An 18740-nucleotide genomic window follows, 5' to 3' on the forward strand; every position below is an offset into this window, starting at 1 on the left:
CTCACGACCGGTCACCGAGCAGCGTGAGCGCCTGCAAGGCCAGATACAGCTCGGCCGACTGGCGCGGATCGGTGGTGTCGCGCCCGGTCAGATCGCGAATCTTGCGCAAGCGGTAGCGCACCGTATTGCGATGGCAGTGCATCACGTCCGCGACCGCCGCGGCCGAGCCGCCGCACCGATACCACGCCTCCAGAACCTCGACCAGATCGCCGCGCTCGACGGTCGGCAGATCCAGCAGCGGACCGAGGATCTGGGCGGCGGCCCGGCGCCCCGCCTCGGGCACCGCGATGAGAAGGTGGGCGATCGGTACGTCGCCGAATCGGGTCGTGGCAGCCGAACCTGTTGGCGCGGAACGCAAAGCGATCCGCGCCTCGGCCGCCGCCGCGGCGATGGCGTTCGGGGTACAGAAGGTGGTGCTCGAACCCACCCGGTCGGTGACGAAGGTGGAGATCGCCGCCAACCCGCGCTCGATCACCTCCTGCGACGACGCCGAGATCAGGCCGATATGCGCATCGATCTGAGCATCCCACACCGAACGCACACCGCAATCCTGCAGTGCCGCGGCAAGTTTCGTGGGCAGCGGTGCGGTGGGCTCGGTATCGATGGCGACGACCGCGAAGCTGCCGCGCTCCGGAACCCCCAGGGTGCGAAGCACATCGAGCACCCCGGCCGGATTGGCGGAGTGGTCGGCGAACAGCGCCCGGACGAGTCTGGCCTGCACCTGAGCGTCCGCGTGGGCGAGCAGGACCTCGGTTTCACGGTATGCCTCGACGGCCGCATCGGAGTACAGGTCGATGAGTTCCCACAGCCCGGTCGCGAGATCGTGCAATCGCGGGTCGCCCGGGCCGTCCGCGCGGGCGATCAGTTCTTCCCAGACGAGCCGGGCGCCGAGCCGGTAGGCGTGCAACAGGCTCGCGACCGGAATGCCCTGTTCGGCCTTGATCCGGCCCGCGTCCCGGGCCGACCGCAACCGCAACGGGCCGGAGCCGGCGAGTGCGTCGATGATCGAGGTGAGATTCTGCAAGCAGGTCAGCCGCAGCTGTTCCTCGGTCAGCAGCCCGGTCTGCGCGTAGGAGGAATCCGCGGCGGCGATGCGGGTGACCAGTTCATCGGTCATCGACTCGACCTCCACCGCCAGGGAGGCGGCCAGGGCCGACGCGGGCCGGGCCGGACGGTCGAGTGCGGGCGTACTCATAGGGGCAGTGTAACTCGATATGTGACGCGCAACACTGTCACCTTGTGCGTGCGCACAAGGGGTGACCGGAAATGCGCAACGCCCACACATTTTCTTCGGTCGTGAGCACAGTCACACTGACAGTATTCGGATGATCGGGCCGATTCTCAGCTACGGAGTGTGCGTACGTGCAAACAGAACAGACAGCCGCGGACGCCGCCGTCCTCGACACCGCCCTCACCGCGCTCGCCGACGGTGAGCGGAGATGGGCGCGGTTACCGCTGACGGGCCGGCGCGACCTGCTCGACCGGATGCGCGAACTCACCGCGCGGCATGCGCAGGAGTGGGTGGACGCGGCCGTGCGCATCAAGAAGCTGGACCCGGCCGCCCCGCTCGTGGGCGAGGAATGGTTGTCCGGCCCTTATGTTTTCGCCGCGAGCCTGACCGCGCTGTCGCGATCGCTGGAGTCGCTCGCCGGTGGGAGGAGTCCACTCGCCGACGCGACCTTCTCCTGCGCCGGAGAACATGTGACCGTGCGCGCATTGCCGTCGACCCGGTACGACGAGCTGCTGCTGAGCGGATTTCGCGCCGAGGTCTGGCTGCAGCGCGGCGTCAGCTCGGCCGCCGCGAAGGCGAATGCGGGCCTGGCCCAGCTGCAACCCGCGCACACCCACGGCATCGGAGCCGTGCTCGGCGCCGGCAACATCACCTCGATCGCGCCGCTCGACGCCCTCTACGAACTGATCGCGCACAACCGGGTCGTGGCGCTGAAGCTGAACCCGGTGACCGACCCGTTGCTCCCGGTCTTCGAGAAGATCTTCGCGCCACTGTCCGAGCTGGGCGTCGTGCGCATCCTCACCGGTGGTGCGGAGCTGGGCGGACGGCTGGTGGCGGACGAGCGCATCGCACACGTCCACATGACCGGCAGCGCCGTCACCCACGACGCCATCGTCTGGGGTGCCGGCGCGGAGGGCGCCCGGCGCAAGGCGGCCGGGACGCCGAAACTGAACAAACCCATCAGCAGTGAGCTCGGCGGAGTGTCACCGACCATCGTCGTCCCCGGTGACTGGAGTGCCGGCGACCTGGAATTCCAGGCCCGGCACCTGGCGACCCAGCGCCTGCACAACGGCGGCTACAACTGTGTTGCCGCACAGGCGATCATCATCTCCGCGGACTGGCCGCAGAAGGACCGGTTCCTCGCCGCACTGACCGCCGCGATCGACACCGCACCGGCCCGGGACGCCTACTATCCGGGCAGCGACGACCGGGTCGCGACGGCACGCGCGAGCTACCCCGAGGCGCGGCGTCTGGGCGAGCACGGCGAACGGCTGCTGGTGACCGGACTCGACCCCGGGGCCGACGAGACGCTGTACTCGTCGGAGTACTTCGCGCCGGTACTCGGCGTGGTGGAACTGCCCGGTACCGGTGCCGCCTTCACCCGCGCCGCGGTCGACACCGCCAACGAAAAGCTCACCGGCACACTGGGTGTCAACATCGTCGCGCATCCGGATACCGTCGCCGAGCTCGGCGAGGAGTTCGACAGCATGATCGAGCGGCTGCGATACGGCACCGTCGCGGTGAATGCGTGGACGGCGGTCGGCTATCTGACCCCGACCGCGAGCTGGGGCGCCTATCCTGGGCACACACTCGACGACGTGCAGAGCGGAATCGGTGTCGTGCACAACGCCTGGTTGATCGACCGGATCGAACGCACCGTGGTCCGGGGGCCGTTCCGGCCCGCACCACGGTCGGTCCTGCACGGTGAATGGGCGCTCACACCGAAACCGCCCTGGTTCGTCGACAACCGGACCGCGGCGCAGACGGGCAAATTGCTGACCGGCTTCGCCACCGATCCGCGCTGGACCCGCCTGCCCGCCATCTTCGCCTCCGCCCTGCGCGGCTGACTCGATCTACGGAGCGCACACATATGAATGCCGATGCCACCACCGCGGCCACCGTCGACTACATCGTCGTCGGGACCGGGTCGGCCGGAGCGGTGGTCACCGCCCGGCTCAGCGCGAACCCCGCGAATCGGGTCGTCGCTCTCGAGGCCGGGCCGGAGGACAAGAACAGCTACGCCCATATTCCGGCCGCGTTCTCGAAACTGTTTCAGAGTGAATGCGATTGGGGCTATCTGACCACCCCGCAGCCCGCCCTGGGCGACCGGCAGATCCTGTATCCGCGGGGCAAACTGCTCGGTGGTTCGTCATCGATGAACGCGATGATGTGGGTGCGTGGTTACGCCGCCGACTACGACGAATGGGCCCGGTCCGCCGGGGACTCGTGGTCGTTCGCCACTATCGTCGACTACTTCCGCAAGATCGAATCCGTCGAGGGCGCGACCGGACCCGATGAGGGGCGCGACGGGCCGCTGCAGATTTCCCGGCAGCGCAGCGCGAATCGGTGGACCCGCGACTTCCTCGCCGCCGCCGAACTCGCGGGATTCAAACGCGAGCGGGCGAATTCCGCTCAGCCCGAGGGCTTCACCGAAACCATGGTCACGCAGAAGCGCGGCGCTCGCTGGAGTACCGCCGACGCCTACCTGAAACCGGCACGACGCCGCCCGAACCTCACCGTGCACACCGGCGCGCAGGCCGAACGGATCCTGTTCGACGGCACCCGTGCGGTGGGGGTGGAATATCGCAGGGACAACACGCTTTTCACGCTGCACGCCCGCAAGGAGGTCATCCTCTGCGGCGGCGCGATCAACACACCCCAGCTGCTCATGCTCTCCGGTATCGGTGACGAGCAGCAGTTGCGCGAGCACGGCATCACGGTGCGCCGGCATCTGCCGGAGGTCGGCCGCAACCTCATGGACCATCTGGTGTCGGTCCTGGGATTCGCCGCCGATTCGGGGACATTGTTCGATGCGGAGAAACCACGTCAGCTGCTCGACTATCTGGTCCGCCGCCGTGGCATGCTCACGTCGAATGTCGGCGAGGCCTATGGTTTCGTGCGCAGCCGGCCCGAACTCGAATTGCCCGATCTCGAGATCATCTTCGCCCCGGCGCCCTTCTTCGACGAGGGCATCGGCGACCCGCCCGGGCACGCGGTCGTGGTCGGTCCGATCTTGCTGAAGCCACGCAGTCGCGGCACGGTGTCGCTGGCCTCCGCCGAGCCGGACACCAAACCTCTGGTGGATCCGAACTATCTGTCCGACAGCGAGGGAGCGGACCGCGCGGCCATGCTCGAGGGTTTGCGTATCTCGCACCGTATCGCCGGAACCGGCCCACTGGCGCCGGCACTGGGCGCTCTGCTGCGGCCCAAGCGCGAGCAGCCCACCCTGGAGGAGACCCTCGAGGATGCGCTGACCTGGTATTCGCACACCCTCTACCATCCGGTGGGCACATGCCGGATGGGCACCGACACCGACAGCGTCGTCACCCCCGAACTGAAAGTTCGTGGCTTCGAAGGACTTCGGGTGGCCGATGCCTCGGTGATGCCGGCCATCATCCGCGGCCATACCCACGCACCGTCGGTGGTGATCGGCGAGAAGGCCGCCGATCTGATCGCCGCCGACCGCTGACGCCGGATGCCTGGCCGGAGTGCGCCGATCACTCCGGCCAGGCGTCGCCGCGTACCGCCCTCGGATTGCGGTCGACCTCCGGACCACTCCAGTTCAGCGCCGGTCGGACAGCACCGCTTCCGCGAGTTCCTGCCAATCCGCTTGTTCGCCTCGACTTGTCGCGAGCGTGAACCGCTCGTCGCCGAGTCGCTGCCGGACCGTCCGTTCGATCCGGAAGGTGTCCGGTTGCGAGCGGTCGGCCAGCCCGCGCGCCCGGACGGCGGCGGCCAGGAGCATGGCGGCCTGCTCGTCACGCTCCTCGCGCAGCGCCAGATCCGCGATACCGACGAGGACGTGCGCGATCAGTACGGCATGCCCCGCCTCGACAGCCGACCGCAGCGCCGCGTCGTGCTGTTTCGCGGCCTCCGCGAGGTCGACGGCGAGACAGCCGAGCGTACTGTGCAGCATCGCAGCGATATTCGGCTGTTCGGCATCGGCACCGAGCATCGTCGCGGCGGCGGAGAGCTGCTCGCGGGCCCGCGCGGCGTCACCGGCCCATCGGGCCAGTTCCGCTCGCGCGAGGGCCAATTCGGCCAGTGCGCTCGGCCAGGCGGTCCGGTCCGCGCACAGCCCCGCCTGCGCCAGCACCGCGGCACTGGACTCCGAATCACCTGCCAGCCAATACAATTGAGCTTGCCGGGCACGCATGACCACAAGATCCTCGATGGCGCCGACCTCGGTGACCACCGCGATGGCTTCATCGAACAGTGCACAGGCCCGGAGAAACTCACCGCGCATCGCGAGGCGGTTGGCCAGTTCGGTGAGGGCGAACGACATACCCCACCGCTCACCGATCCCGCGGAATTCGGCCAGCGCCGACTCCAGGTACGCGTCCGCCTCCGGCCCGTCGTGGCCCAGCACTATCCGCATCTTGCCCATCTGCAGCCGGGCCATCGCGCGAACCCACGGATCCGCGTCGGTGAGCAGGGGCTCGAATGCGGTCGGCAACGCCTGCGGACCCTGCAGCATCCGCTCCAGGGCACCGACGAATCCCAGTAGCGGATAGTCCGCCGGACGGTCACCGCACAGCCGGGCGGCCCGGCGGATCCAGGTCTCCATCTGATACTGATCGTTACGCCCGGAGCTCACGAAGTGCATGACCAGCGCGTACACCCGGGCACGGATCTCGTCGTCGACCTCACCCGGCAGATCGGCTGCCGCCGTGAGCAATTCCATCCCCTCGGCCTTGTGGCCACCGAGCCACCAGTACCACCCGGCGGCCGCACCCAATCGCATCGATCCGGCGGTGTCGCCCGCCGCGAGCGCGGCTCGCATGGCGGCGGCGATGTTGTCGTGTTCGGTTTCGAGCAGGGCCAGCCAATGCAGTTGCTCGCCGCGGCGCAGCTGCGGTTCGGCGGTGTCGGCGAGTTCGGTGACATATTCGAGATGGGCGCGACGCACGGAATCCTGTTCGCCCGATTCCACCAGCCGATCACGGGCATACCGCGCGATCGTGTCGAGCATCCGGTACCGCGGCGCCGCGGGCCCGTCGGCGCGCACCACCTCGTCAATCACCGTGAGCAACGATTTGTCGGCCAGCGCGGTCAGCAGGTCGAGCACCTCCCACTGCTCGACCACCTCGGTCGCCGCGTCCACCGGCGCCGCGGCGCACACCTGTTCCGCCGCTTCCAGACTCACGCCACCGGAGAACACCGCGAGGCGGCGCAGCACGATCCGCTCCGGGCCGGTGAGCAGTTCCCAGCTCCAGTCCACGACCGCCCGCAGCGTGCGGTGCTGGGGCAGTGCGGTGCGGCTGCCACCGGTGAGCAGGCGGAACCGATCGTCGAGGCGGGTGTCGAGTTGCTCGAGCGACATGGTGCGCAATCGGGCCGCGGCCAGTTCGATCGCCAGCGGAATCCCGTCGAGCGCCCGGCAGATACGTGCCATCGCCGCCAGCGAACCGGCATCGGCGGCCAGATCCTGGCGCACCGCGCCGGCCCGCTCCCGCAACAGCCGCACGGCCGGTGCGGATTCGATCTCCGCGCCACTCGCGTCCGGCACGGGCAGCGCCAGCGGTTCGACCTGCCACAGCGCTTCACCGGTGATACCGAGCGGCTCCCGGCTGGTCGCCAGGATCCGCAGCTGCCGGCACTCCCCGAGTATCCGGTGGGCGAACGCCGCGGCCGACTCGATCACATGCTCACAGTTGTCGAGGATCAGCAGCGCCTCGCGGTCGCGGATCGCCGCGATCAGCCGGTCCATCGGCTCCGCATTGGACGCGTCGCCCAGCAATGCGTCCCGTAGACCGAACGCGGCCAGGGCCGATTGCGCCATGTCACCGCTCGCGCCGACGGGCGCCAGCTCCACCAGCCAGGCGCCGTCGGGCAGATCGTCGAGCAGTGTGCGCGCGGTTTCCGAGGCCAGCCTGGTCTTTCCGGAACCGCCCGGCCCGGTCAGGGTGGTGAGGCGGTGCCCGGCGATGAGCGTCCGGATGGCGGCGACCGTGGCATGGCCGCCCACGAATTCGGTCAGCTCGGCCCGCAGATTGGTCCGGCGATCCGACTCACCCCCACCGACCTCACCGCGCAGCAGTGCGACATGCAGTTCCGACAGTTCCGCGGCGGGGTCCACCCCCAGGGTGTCGGCGAGCGCCTCGCGGGCGTTCTGGTAGACGACCAGCGCTTCGGCACCGCGGCCCGCCATGGCCAGCGCGCGCATCAACGCCGCGATCAGCCGCTCCCGCAACGGGTTCCGGGCCACCTGTTCGGTCAGCTCGGCGACCAGATCGGCCCCGCGGCCCAGCCGCAGCTCTGCTTCGTAGCGATCCTCGGCCGCGACCAGCCGCAAACCCTCGAGGCGGGTGATCACCGGTTCGGCGGCCGCACTCTCCCCGAGCCCGCCGTCCAGCAGCGGCGCCCCGCGCCACAGATCCAGCGCCTCGCGCAACAACTCGGCCCGGTGCGCGTCGGCACCACCGCGGGCCCGGTCGAGCAGCTGCTCGAAACGCACGACATCGACCGCGTCCGGTACCACCGCGAGCCGGTATCCGCCCGGCTGCGCGTCCAGCGATCCGTCCGGCAGCGCCCGGCGCAATCGGGACACCAGGGCCTGCAGGGCGTTCGCCGCGTCGGCGGGTGGTAGCTCACCCCAGATCCAATCGACCAGTGTCGTTTTCGGGACCGCGCGACCGGGTTCGAGAGCGAGGGCGATGAGCAACGCCCGCAGCCGGGCACCCGGCAGCTCGATCGATTCACCGTCATCTGCTCGGATGTCGAGCGGTCCAAGCATCGCGATCTGCACCCGACCATTGTGCCGTGCCCCCGGACATGGGCGCAGCGCTGATACCGGGGCGAGCCGGCAACGGCGCAACCCTCCCCGAAAACACCTCCTGAACAGGCAGAAGCTCGTGTCAGCAGGGGTGTCAGAGCGGTGTCAGCCCGATATCAGCACCGCCCGCGACAGTTACTCCCGTGAACAGCAGGGCACCAGAGCCTCCGAGCCGGAACCGACCGGCCCCGGGCACGACGGACCCGGCCGTCATCGGAGGCGGATCCGCTGATCACGCCGACGACCGCAGAACTCAGAGCAGGAACCCGAAGGAGCACACCATGACCACGTTCCAGACCCCCGAGCCCATCGCCGTCACCGTCGAGGTGCTGTCCGGCAATGTCACCGTGATCGCCGGCGACCGCGGCGACACCGTCGTATCGATCTCCCCGGCCGACGCCACCAAGAAGGCCGATGTGCGCGCCGCCGAGCAGACCACGGTCGATTTCACCGACGGCACGCTGACGGTGAACACGCCCAGGGACTGGCGCACCCACACCCCGTTCGGTGGTAACCCCACCATCGAGGTGACCATCGAGGTTCCCGCCGGCTCGCGGCTCACCGCCGGCACCGGTGTGGGCCGGCTGCTGGGCGCCGGCGATCTCGGACCGTGCGATCTCACGGTCTCCCTGGGCGACATCGTCGTCGAGCGGCCGGGCGGTTCGGTGACCGCGAAGGTCGCCAAGGGCGATATCCGCATCGGCGAGGCGGCGCGCGGTGAACTGCGGCTGGAGACCTCCATGGGTCAGCTCGATGTCGGCATCCGCGCGGGCAGCGCGGCACGGCTGGAGGTCAACGCGCAGCAGGGCACCGTGCAGAACCTGATGCAACCGGTCGATCAGACGGCCGACGACGAGAACATCGTCCGGGTGTACGCGCGCAGCGCGATGGGAAATGTCGTCCTCCGGCACGCCGTGGCCGCGTGAGCGCGATGCGAATCGGCATCGACCGGGAGCGGTGCATCGGCGCCGGTATGTGCGCACTGACCGCTCCCGCCGTATTCGACCAGGACCCCGACGACGGCCGGGTGGTGGCGGACACCGCGCCCGCTCCGCAACACCACGCGGCCGTCCGCGAGGCCGTGCAACTGTGCCCGGCCGGCGTACTCACCCTCGAACCGTGAGCCCCACGAGCAGGACAAGGAATTCCCCATGACCACAACCGTTCCCGTCCCCGACGGCCTGCCCATGCAGCGCACCGCGGGCCCCTTCGACCCGCCCCGCGAGATCACCGAGCTGCGTACCCGGCGTCCGGTCAGCCCGCTGCTGTTCCCCGACGGACACGAGGGCTGGCTGGTCACCGGATACGAGGCCGTCCGCACCCTCATGGCCGACAACCGCTTCAGCTCCCGCCTGGATCTCGGTGTGGTCCATGTTCCCTACGAGACCCCGGGCATGCCCGCCCCGACCGAACCGTCCCCGCAGATCCCGGGACTGTTCATCGCGATGGATCCGCCGGATCACACGCGACTGCGACGCAAGCTGACCGGCGCGTTCACCGTCCGGCGGATGAAGATGCTCGAAGAGCACATCGTCGAGATCACCGAGCAACTGCTGGACGCGATGGCGGAACTGGCGCCGCCGATCGATCTGGTCCGCGAGTTCGCGCTGCCGTTGCCCTCCCTGGTGATCTGCGAGCTGCTCGGTGTTCCGTATGCGGATCGCGATGAGTTCCAGAAGAATTCGGCCGCATTCATGCTCAAGGAGCAGACCCTGGAAGAGAAGGGAGCCGCCTACGGCGCGATGACCGGCTATCTGGCCGAACTGGTCACCCGCAAGCGCGCCGAGCCCGGCGAGGACATCCTCTCCGATCTGGCCCGCGACGAGGATCTCGGTATCGACGAGCTCACCGGTATCGCATTCCTGCTGCTGCTCGCCGGCCACGAAACCACCGCGAACATGCTGGGATTGGGCACTTTCGCACTGCTGGAACATCCGGATCAGCTGGCCGCACTGCACGCGGACCCGGACCTGGTCCCCAACGCCGTCGAGGAACTGCTGCGTTATCTGTCGGTGGCCGACATCTTCTACCGCTACGCCACCGAGGACATCGAACTCGGCGGCGAAACGATCCCCGCGGGTTCCACCGTCGTGGTCTCCCTGCTCGCCGCCAACCACGACCCACTGCGCTTCACCGACCCCGACGCCCTCGACGTGCATCGCACCGCCCGGGGCCTGGTCTCCTTCGGCCATGGTGTGCATCAGTGTCTCGGACAGCAACTGGCCCGCGTCGAGATGCGTGCCGGCTTCGCGGGATTGATCCGCCGCTTCCCGACGCTGCGCCTGGCCGTCGCCGCCGAGGAGGTGCCGCTGCGCAGCGATATGAACATCTACGGCGTGCACGCGCTGCCGGTGACCTGGTCCGAGGGCTAGGGACCATCGATGTGGGCATCGCATCAGGAGGCGGCGGCATCGGGGCGTCGGCCCCGGCGGCATCCTTATCATCGACAGCGATGCATATCGATGTGATGCTCGCTTCGCTGAACGGACTGTCGGTGGGGGACGCGCTGGGGGCGCAGTTCCCGATTCTGGGCACCTCGGTGCCGGAGTTGCTGGCAGGGCGGGTCGCGGGGCGGCAGTGGAATTGGACCGATGACACCGAGATGGCCTGCAGTGTGGCGGGTGAGCTGTGCGAACACGGTGAGATAGATCAGGATCGGCTCGCGGGGGCCTTCGCGCGCCGGCTCGACCGCACTCGTGATTACGGGTTCTTCGCGGTCGACACGCTGAGCCGGATCGGCAGAGGGACGCCCTGGCAGCAGGCCGCGGGGGCCGTGTACGACGGGCAGGGCTCCTGCGGTAACGGCGGGGCCATGCGGGTGGCGCCGCTCGGGGCCTGTTTCGCCGGTGATCCCGAAACCATTGTCGCCCAGGCTGTTCGGTCGGCACAGGTGACCCACATGCATCCCGAAGGTGTCGCGGGCGCGGTCGCGGTGGCTCTCGCCGCCGGTGCCGCCGCCGAGGCCGGAATGCGCGGAATACGCCCTGCCCCGGCCGAATTCATCGACGAAATCCTGCGGCACCTGAGCGACGGCGAGACAGCGCGGCTGATCCGGCATGCCCGCACGCTACTCGGCGCACCGGCCGAGGTGGCGGCGGCCGAACTCGGCAACGGTTCCCGGGTCACCGCCCAGGACACCGTCCCACTGACCATCTGGATCGCGGCGACCCACCTGGCCGACTACCCGTCCGCCGTCACCACATGCCTCGCGGCGGACGGTGACATCGACACCACCGGCGCCATCGTCGGCGGAATAGTCGCCGCCTACACCGGCACCCACCCCCAGCCGGTCACCGGAATCCCGCACACCTGGCTGGCCACCCGGGAACCACTGCCCACATGGTTCGATTCTTCCGCCGCGACGCGGCGGCGGCCGTCGGGCCTGCGGCGGTGGTTGCCGGGCAGGTCCTAGGCCCGCATTCGCTGTTCCGCGTCATCCGGAGCCGGCGACACCGCGCCGTCCGGCGCGCGGCCGGACTTCGATTCGGTCCGCGTGTTCGGCTGCCTGTTCGGCGTCGACGGCAGCGGCGACCGTCCGCCCGACCGCGGCCCGGCGCTGGGCTCGGCGAGTGCCACCCGGCGTGGAGTCCCCGGCGGCGAGCCGATCCAGGGTGGGCAGGACCTGCCAGCTGTAGCACAGCGACAGAATCGTCAGAAGTACTTCGCGCGCGGCAGATTCGGATAATTCCGGGACGGCACGGTGGATATCGGTCACCTTGCGGTGCATCCCCTTGCGGCGAATGGGTTCCGCGACCGGAACTCCCAATTCCAGCCCTTCCCAGAGCAACAACCGCGCCAGCGTGGGTGTATCGCAGACATGGTCGAAGAACCGCTCGGCATAGTCGACCACCGCCGCCACCCCTTCGCCCTCGAGGTGCACGACATCGTCGAGATCGCCGATCTCCCGGTCGATGACGGTCTCGAACAACTGATCCTTGGTTCCGAAGTACTTGTAGATCCGCTCCTTGTTGACTCCGGCGGCTGTGGCGATGCGGTCCACCCGGGCCCCGGCCAGGCCGTAGGCACTGAACTCCGCGACGGCGGCATCGAGCAGCAGTCGCTTGGTGCGTTCGACGTCCCAGGCCATGCGCTCACCCTAGCAAATCTCCAACCATGCAGTTGCAAATATCCCGGATGTGGTGTCCACTAGTGTGCAACCAATTAGTTGGAATTGAGGATTCGAACATGACCAGCACTGTTTCCACCCTTTCCGTCCCGTCGGTCCACCTGCGCGCTGTCGTCACGTGGTGCGCGATCTTCCCGATGGTGTCCGTGGGAATGTCCGTGATGGCACCCTTCACCACAGGCTGGCCTCTGGTGCTGCGCACACTCGTACTCACCGCATTCGTCGTCCCGGCCGCCGTGTACGTGGTGGTCCCGCGACTGCTCGCCGGCACTCAGCGAATCATCCGTCGCCGCGTGCCGGCCGATTCGGCGAAACCTGTTTGCGGATAACGGATTTCCACACAAACCGGACACCCCTGCCGCCCCTCCGGAATTTGGGTACGTTGGATCTGGTCAACGTTGCATCCGTCCGACACCGTGGGGAGCGTCCGCCGGGATGGGTAACAGGAAGAACGTCATGGCCGAAACCGATACATCCACCCAGCTCGAGCTGGTGGACCGGGACTTTCACGACGACCCGCACAAGTATTACGACCGGTGGCGGGCCGGCGGACCGGTCCACCACGTGAAATTGACCCACCCGCACGGGGTTCCGTGCTGGGTGGTGATCGGATACGCCGAGGCGCGCGCGGCACTGACCGATCCGCGGCTGCGCAAAGATGCCCTCGGCGCGGCCGAACTGTTCCAGCGCAACGGCAATCATTCACTGCTGCTCTCCGATATGCAGTCACTGAACTACCACATGCTCAACACCGATCCGCCGGATCACACCCGGCTGCGAAAGTTCGTGAACAAGTCGTTCACCGCGCGGCGGGTGGCGGCACTGCGTCCCCGCATCGAGGAGATCACCGCACAGCTGCTCGACGGGATGGCAGGCAACGACGAGGCCGACCTGCTCCGGGATTTCGCCACTCCGCTGCCGGTGACGGTGATCTGCGAACTACTCGGCGTCCCGTACGGCGATCGGGAGGACTTCCAGGGCTGGACCAAGATCCTGGTCGGTGCGGTCGGCGGGCCGGAAGATCGCCGGCGCACCTCCACCGAGATGGCCGGCTATCTGAGAAAGCTGCTGGCGGACAAGCGGATCCACCCCGGTGACGATCTGCTCTCGGGCCTGGCGAACGAATCCGACGCGGGCGACCGGCTCACCGACGGCGAACTGGTCGCCATGGCGTTCCTCCTGCTCGTCGCCGGGCACGAGACCACCGTCAATCTGATCGGTAACGGCACCTACGCACTGTTGCGCGACCGCCGCCAATTCGATGCGCTACGCGCGGATCCGGATGCCATCCCCACCGCGATCGAGGAGTTCCTGCGCATCAGCGGACCGGTCGGCTGGGCCACCCTGCGCTACACCGCGGAGCCCGTCACCCTCGGCGATACCACCATCCCCGAGGGCGAACTGGTCTATATCGCCCTCACGGCGGCCGACCACGATCCCGATCGCTACTCGTCGCCGGGCGAACTGGATATCACCCGAAATATCGCCGGGCACATGGCCTTCGGGCACGGGATCCATTTCTGTGTGGGCGCACCACTGGCTCGGCTGGAGGCCACCATCGCCTTCACCGCGCTGCTGGACCGCTTCCCGAAGCTGGCCGTGGCACCGGATTTCACTCCGAGCTGGCAGCCCAGCCTGCTGATCCGCGGGATGACCGAACTACCGGTCCGGCCGCACGGCTGATCAACTACCGAGTTCGTCCGCGGAATCCGATCCCGCGGTCCCGGTCCGCCGCAGGAAGTCCGCGATCACCTCGAGCTCCGCATCGGAATACCGTTCGAGCACCTCGTCCATCCGCTGATTCATACCGGAAAAGACTTGGAACAGTTCGGCATTGCGCTCCCGCACCGCTCGCAGGGTGACGGCGCGGCGATCGCCGGATTCGGGATCGCGCTCGCGGACGATCCAGCCCCCCTTCTGCAATCGATCCAGAATGCCGGTGAGGGTGGCCGGATGCAGTCCGGTGAGCCGCGCCAGTGCACTCGGCGAGATGGAACCCCGCCGGTTGATCAGATCCAGGCAGGTCCAATCCGCATCGCGGACTTCCACCCGCCCGCCGAACCGCCGATTCAGCAACGACAGCTGGATGTTCAATTCGCGCAGCGCGTCCTTGACGGCGACGGCCAGCCGCCGCCGTGCCGCCGGGTCCGCCTGTGTGGCCATCGATCCCTCCGGGTCGGTTCATACGACTTTCGTATGATATCCCGAGCCGGAGCAGCAATTTCTCAGCGTCGCGATTCCACCCGGAACACCGCGATACGCTCCGCGGCGGCCGCCACCCCGTCGGGTGTGGCGTCCTGCGCCAAACCGGTTGTGACGAACCGATTCCCGACACTCGCCGGCCCCGCGGCGACCAGTTCCCGCAACAGCGGCCGGCGCTGCTCGACCGGAACCTCCACCAGGCGCGCGGTCGAGGCCCGCCGCCCGCTACCCAGGGTGACGGATTCCGCCGCCCGCACATTGGCCACCCATGCCGCCTTCGGATACGCCTGCACGATGTAGCGCCCACCACTCAGTTCATTCACCGCGATCGGGAAGGTCCGCGGTTGCCCGCTGCGCCGCCCGGCGACCGTGAGCAAGCGCATGGGACCGAATCCGAGCCCCAGCCGCTGCAGCCCCACGACCACCGGATTGAACCGGTTGACCATCCGGCGATACCGCTCCGCATCCATCTCCAGACCTCCGCTGTTTCGAGAACCATATCCTATGATTTCCATACTATATCCGAACAGTATGGTCTCGCACAGCGTCGGGACACCGGACTTCGCGGTGACACAAGTGCGCCAGAACCCATCCACGGACGAGCCTGTTGTGGACCGCCCGGCAAACCCCGTGCATACACCCCGTGAACGGAGTCACCACGGCATCTACCATCAGTGCGGCACCACCGGACGACCCGGATACCGACCGGCATCCCCCACGATCATGTGCCAGGTGAACTATCGTCCGGTCACGAATTGATAACCCCCTCTCTCGCTGTATGGAGACCTCGTGCTCGAGCTCGACCATTTCAACCATGGCTGGGTCACCCCGGTCCTGGCCTACGTCATGTCCTTCATCGGATCGGTACTGGCACTGCGCTGCGCCACCCACGCCAGGGCCTCACGATGGCCCGGCGGCTGGCTCATCGCCGCCGCGATCTCACTCGGCGGTGCCGGCATCTGGGTCATGCACTTCACCGCCATGCTCGGCTTCTCGATCCACGGCGCGAGCATCCGCTACGACGTACCCATGACCCTGCTCAGCGCGGCGATCGCGATCATCGTCGTCTGGGCCGGACTGTCGATCGTGGTACGCGGACACCGCGAGGTGATCGCGTTGCCGCTGGGCGGCATGATCACCGGGTTCGGTGTCGCCGCCATGCACTATCTCGGCATGTACGCCATGCACTCCGGCGCGCACATCGAATACCGCACCGGCCTGGTGGCACTGTCGCTGGTCATCGCCGTGGTGGCGGCGACCGCCGCGCTGTGGTTCGTCCTGCACGTGCGCGGACTGACCGCGACCTTCGGCGCGGCGGCGATCATGGGTATCGCGGTGTGCGGAATGCATTACACCGGAATGGCATCCATGCAGGCGCACCGGATGGACGGTATGGGTGAGCAGTCCGGCGTCGATTCGGTTCAGCTGCTGACCCCGCTGATCATGGTGGTCACGCTGGTCACCATGATGCTCATCGTGCTGGTGGGCCTGGCCGAGATCGACGCCCCGTCGCGTCGCGAATCCGACACGGCGACAGATGATCTCGAACTCGCCGACAGCGGCCGCGCCTGGCCGCGCGCGCAGTCCGAGGATGCGCCCGCGGCGCGTCCGGCACCCGCGTTCAGCCTGCAGGCGAATTCGAAGCGGCGGACTCCGCACCGGTAACCACGACATCCGGCGGCCGGCCGAGCACCACGAGGGAGGGGCAGCTCAGCCGGCCGTTTTCCGGATCCACTCGTCGGCAGCCGATCTGGCATCGGCGACCGACCGCGCGCTGACCTCGCGCACCATCCGTCCATCGGAATCCGTGATCCGCCACGCGCACGTCGTGCGAGTGGTGGGCTGGACCGAACCGCGAGCGGAACCGAAATCCTTGACCAGCCACCACTTCGACGCATCACCGGCCAGGTCCCATCCGTCGACCGCGTCCGAGGGACGGATCGGTCCGAACGGGTCGTCGTCGCCGTGCACCGGGGTGTCGGCCACCGGCCCTCCTCCACGATTCGCGTTGCCGGGCAAACGGTGCCGACAGATACTGCGGGACAATTATGAGTAACCTCGCGTCACATTGTCGCGCACCATATCCCCGCAACGGATTCGAACCGTAGATCTCATACCCGGCCCGCGTGGCATGACCGTACCGGACCCCGTACCGGTTCAGTAGCGCCGGGCCCCTGTCACCGGCATCTGCGAAATGGGTGAACGCACCACGCCGGAACCGCTTCCGGCGGCATGCACCACGGTCCCGTCACCGGCGTAGAGCGCCGAATGACCGCCCCCGTAGAACGACACCAGATCGCCGGGCCGCAGCGCATCGGTGTCCACCGGCGTGCCGGCGGCGAGCTGGTCGTAGCTGGTGCGGGGAAGGTCCACCCCCACCTGCCGATATGCCCACTGCACCAGACCCGAGCAGTCGAAGGAGTCGGGGCCGGCCGCACCCGAGATGTAGGCCGATCCGAGCTTGGTCTCCGCCGCCGCGAGCGCTCGCTCACCGATCGATTGAATCGGTGCTGCCGGCGGCGGATTTCCTGGGAACAGTCCTGGAATTGTGAAGCCGGGCGGCAGAGAAATTCCGGGTATGACCGGGGCGGGTAATGGTGAATCCGCCTGCGCCGCGCCCGCAAATCCCGTCACGCCGGGGAGAACGATCAGCGCTGCCGCTGCTGACCAGGCGAAACGACGCGCAATACGGGTACATCGACCCTCATCGGTTCCTGCCATGATGCGTTCCTCCGAATCTCGTATCGAGAGCAGATTGAGCAAACACCACGGTGATCAGTCGATCGTCGAATCCGGGGAGCAATGATTCGCCAGGAACGCGCGTAAACCAAATACGAACACACCAATTCGTATAACGAACCGATAAATATGAGAAAACTGTCAGATTTCTCTTGTATCTCGATACAATCCCTGATCCAGAGCGGCTTCCGGCCGGTCCGCGGCACGCACGGCCAGCAACGAGTGCCGGCGGCTGTAGGCGAAGTAGACGACCAGCCCGATGGCGAACCAGATCGCGAATCGCAACCAGGTGGCCGGCTGCAGATACGTGACGAGCCAGATCGAGAACCCGATGCCGACCAGTGGCACCACCGGCATCCCCGGGGTACGGAAGGCGCGGGGCAGATCGGGCCGGCGGTAGCGCAGCACGATCACCGCGACGCAGACCACGATGAACGCCAGCAGGATTCCGATATTGGTCAGCTCGGCGGCCTGGCCGATCGGCAGCCAGCCCGCGATCGCCGCGGACGCGACCCCGACGATCCAGGTGATCCGGGTGGGCACCTGCCGGACCGGGTGGGTCTTGGCGAACCACGCGGGCAGCAACCCGTCTCGGCTCATCGAGTACCAGACGCGGGTGGCGCCGAGCATGAAGGTGAACAGCACCGTCATGATGCCGACGATCGCACCGGCGGCGATCAGGCTGCCCAGTCCCGGCAGGCCGACCGAGGCGAAGGCCGAGGACAGTCCACTCTCCGGATCGATTTCGGTGTAGCGCTGCATCCCGGTCAGCACCAGGCACACCAGCACGTAGAGCACCATGGAGATGGCCAGCGACAGCAGAATCGCCTTGGGCAGATGCCGTTTCGCGTCCACCGCCTCCTCGGCGGCGGTCGACATGGCGTCGTAACCGAAGACCGCGAAGAACACCGTCGCCGCCCCGGTGACCGCGCCGGACGCACCGAACGGGAAGTACGGGTGATAGTTCGCGGTATCGATGTGGAAGAACCCGACCGCGATCACCACCAGCACGACCGCGATCTTGATGCCCACCACGAAGGTCTCGAACCGCGCCGCCGCCCGGATCCCCAGGTTGAGCAGTGCGGCGATCAGCAGGCACAGCAGTGCCGCGAACAGATCCACGACGTGTCCGTGCCCGGTTCCCGGCGCACCCAGCATCCAGTCCGGGAGCGCGACATCGAACTGCCCCAACAGGAATTGGATGTAGCCGGAGATACCGATCGCCACCACCGACACGATCGCGGTGTACTCGAGCAGCAGATCCCAGCCGATGAACCAGCCCACCGGCTCACCCAGAACGGCGTATCCGTACGTGTAGGCCGATCCGGCGCGCGGGATCAGGCCGGCGAATTCGGCATAGGACAGCGCGGCGGCCGCACTGGCCACACCGGCGATCAGAAAGGACAGCAGTACCGCCGGCCCCGCGGTGTCGTGGGCGACCGAACCCGCCAGCGCGAAGATCCCGGCCCCGATGATGCCGCCGACACCGATCGCGGTCAGTTGCCACAACCCCAGCGTGCGACGCAGATTCGCCGGGGCCTCCTCGGTGATCTGGTCGATCGGCTTGCGCCGGAAGAATTCTCGCAGAGCGGGGCCGCTTCGCATGGGCGCTCCTTGTCCTCCGGGCGGCGCGGATGGACTCACAGTACCCACGGCCGTCCCGGGTC

General features: G+C 67.9%; 17 protein-coding genes. 9 read left to right on the top strand and 8 right to left on the bottom strand.

The features are described 5' to 3' along the window. Position 1: 1 nt before the first annotated feature. Positions 2-1195, bottom strand: a complete 1194-nt coding sequence (locus tag AB0L57_RS13510; protein WP_364961068.1) for a helix-turn-helix domain-containing protein — start codon at positions 1193-1195, stop codon at positions 2-4. A 167-nt stretch (positions 1196-1362) separates the two neighbouring features. Here AB0L57_RS13510 and AB0L57_RS13515 point away from each other — a divergent pair, with 167 nt between their 5' ends. Both AB0L57_RS13515 and AB0L57_RS13520 read left to right on the top strand, forming a co-directional pair. After that, entirely contained in the window at positions 1363-3078 is a 1716-nt protein-coding gene (locus AB0L57_RS13515) for an aldehyde dehydrogenase family protein (protein WP_364961070.1), read from the top strand. A gap of 23 nt (positions 3079-3101) precedes the next feature. After that, positions 3102-4700 carry a GMC family oxidoreductase N-terminal domain-containing protein gene (locus tag AB0L57_RS13520; RefSeq protein ID WP_364961072.1) on the top strand — a complete coding sequence of 533 codons (1599 nt, stop codon included), beginning with the start codon at positions 3102-3104 and terminating at the stop codon, positions 4698-4700. A gap of 93 nt (positions 4701-4793) precedes the next feature. Here AB0L57_RS13520 and AB0L57_RS13525 read toward each other — a convergent pair whose 3' ends face one another. Further along, positions 4794-7979 (bottom strand): BTAD domain-containing putative transcriptional regulator, encoded by a 3186-nt coding sequence (locus AB0L57_RS13525; protein WP_364961074.1) that lies wholly within the window; start codon positions 7977-7979, stop codon positions 4794-4796. A gap of 308 nt (positions 7980-8287) precedes the next feature. Here AB0L57_RS13525 and AB0L57_RS13530 point away from each other — a divergent pair, with 308 nt between their 5' ends. From AB0L57_RS13530 to AB0L57_RS13545, 4 genes are all read left to right on the top strand, one after another. Next, positions 8288-8932, top strand: coding sequence for a DUF4097 family beta strand repeat-containing protein (locus AB0L57_RS13530; RefSeq protein WP_364961076.1), 645 nt, complete (start codon positions 8288-8290; stop codon positions 8930-8932). Between the two features lie 5 nt (positions 8933-8937). Further along, a complete protein-coding gene (locus AB0L57_RS13535; RefSeq protein WP_364961369.1) occupies positions 8938-9129 on the top strand; it encodes a ferredoxin in 192 nt (63 codons plus the stop codon). Positions 9130-9157: 28 nt separating this feature from the next. Beyond that, complete coding sequence (locus AB0L57_RS13540) at positions 9158-10378, top strand: cytochrome P450 (protein WP_364961078.1); 1221 nt, start codon at positions 9158-9160, stop codon at positions 10376-10378. Positions 10379-10458: 80 nt separating this feature from the next. Beyond that, positions 10459-11418 carry an ADP-ribosylglycohydrolase family protein gene (locus tag AB0L57_RS13545; protein WP_364961080.1) on the top strand — a complete coding sequence of 320 codons (960 nt, stop codon included), beginning with the start codon at positions 10459-10461 and terminating at the stop codon, positions 11416-11418. A 21-nt stretch (positions 11419-11439) separates the two neighbouring features. On the opposite strand, the gene AB0L57_RS13550 is transcribed toward AB0L57_RS13545, so the two are convergent. Beyond that, on the bottom strand, positions 11440-12093 hold the full coding sequence (locus AB0L57_RS13550; RefSeq protein WP_364961082.1) for a helix-turn-helix domain-containing protein: 654 nt from the start codon (positions 12091-12093) through the stop codon (positions 11440-11442). 98 nt (positions 12094-12191) lie between these two features. Here AB0L57_RS13550 and AB0L57_RS13555 point away from each other — a divergent pair, with 98 nt between their 5' ends. After that, positions 12192-12461, top strand: coding sequence for a hypothetical protein (locus AB0L57_RS13555; protein ID WP_364961084.1), 270 nt, complete (start codon positions 12192-12194; stop codon positions 12459-12461). 127 nt (positions 12462-12588) lie between these two features. Further along, positions 12589-13815 (top strand): cytochrome P450, encoded by a 1227-nt coding sequence (locus tag AB0L57_RS13560; protein WP_364961085.1) that lies wholly within the window; start codon positions 12589-12591, stop codon positions 13813-13815. Here the strand turns inward: AB0L57_RS13560 and AB0L57_RS13565 are convergent, their stop codons facing one another. Next, the gene (locus AB0L57_RS13565; RefSeq protein WP_364961089.1) at positions 13816-14295 is read right to left on the bottom strand and encodes a MarR family transcriptional regulator; all 480 of its coding nucleotides are present in this window, start codon (positions 14293-14295) and stop codon (positions 13816-13818) included. A 62-nt stretch (positions 14296-14357) separates the two neighbouring features. Beyond that, on the bottom strand, positions 14358-14804 hold the full coding sequence (locus AB0L57_RS13570) for a nitroreductase family deazaflavin-dependent oxidoreductase (protein WP_364961091.1): 447 nt from the start codon (positions 14802-14804) through the stop codon (positions 14358-14360). A 319-nt stretch (positions 14805-15123) separates the two neighbouring features. Between AB0L57_RS13570 and AB0L57_RS13575 the strand changes: the two genes are divergently transcribed. Further along, the gene (locus tag AB0L57_RS13575; protein WP_364961093.1) at positions 15124-15999 is read left to right on the top strand and encodes an MHYT domain-containing protein; all 876 of its coding nucleotides are present in this window, start codon (positions 15124-15126) and stop codon (positions 15997-15999) included. 45 nt (positions 16000-16044) lie between these two features. Here AB0L57_RS13575 and AB0L57_RS13580 read toward each other — a convergent pair whose 3' ends face one another. From AB0L57_RS13580 to AB0L57_RS13590, 3 genes are all read right to left on the bottom strand, one after another. Next, positions 16045-16320: a hypothetical protein gene (locus AB0L57_RS13580; protein WP_364961095.1), complete on the bottom strand. Its 276-nt coding sequence runs from the start codon at positions 16318-16320 to the stop codon at positions 16045-16047. A gap of 171 nt (positions 16321-16491) precedes the next feature. After that, positions 16492-17055, bottom strand: a complete 564-nt coding sequence (locus AB0L57_RS13585) for a C40 family peptidase (RefSeq protein ID WP_364961097.1) — start codon at positions 17053-17055, stop codon at positions 16492-16494. 159 nt (positions 17056-17214) lie between these two features. Beyond that, complete coding sequence (locus AB0L57_RS13590; protein ID WP_364961099.1) at positions 17215-18678, bottom strand: amino acid permease; 1464 nt, start codon at positions 18676-18678, stop codon at positions 17215-17217. Positions 18679-18740 lie beyond the last annotated feature (62 nt).

It is taken from the genome of Nocardia sp. NPDC052254 (assembly GCF_040679495.1).
Classification (GTDB): Bacteria; Actinomycetota; Actinomycetes; order Mycobacteriales; family Mycobacteriaceae; genus Nocardia.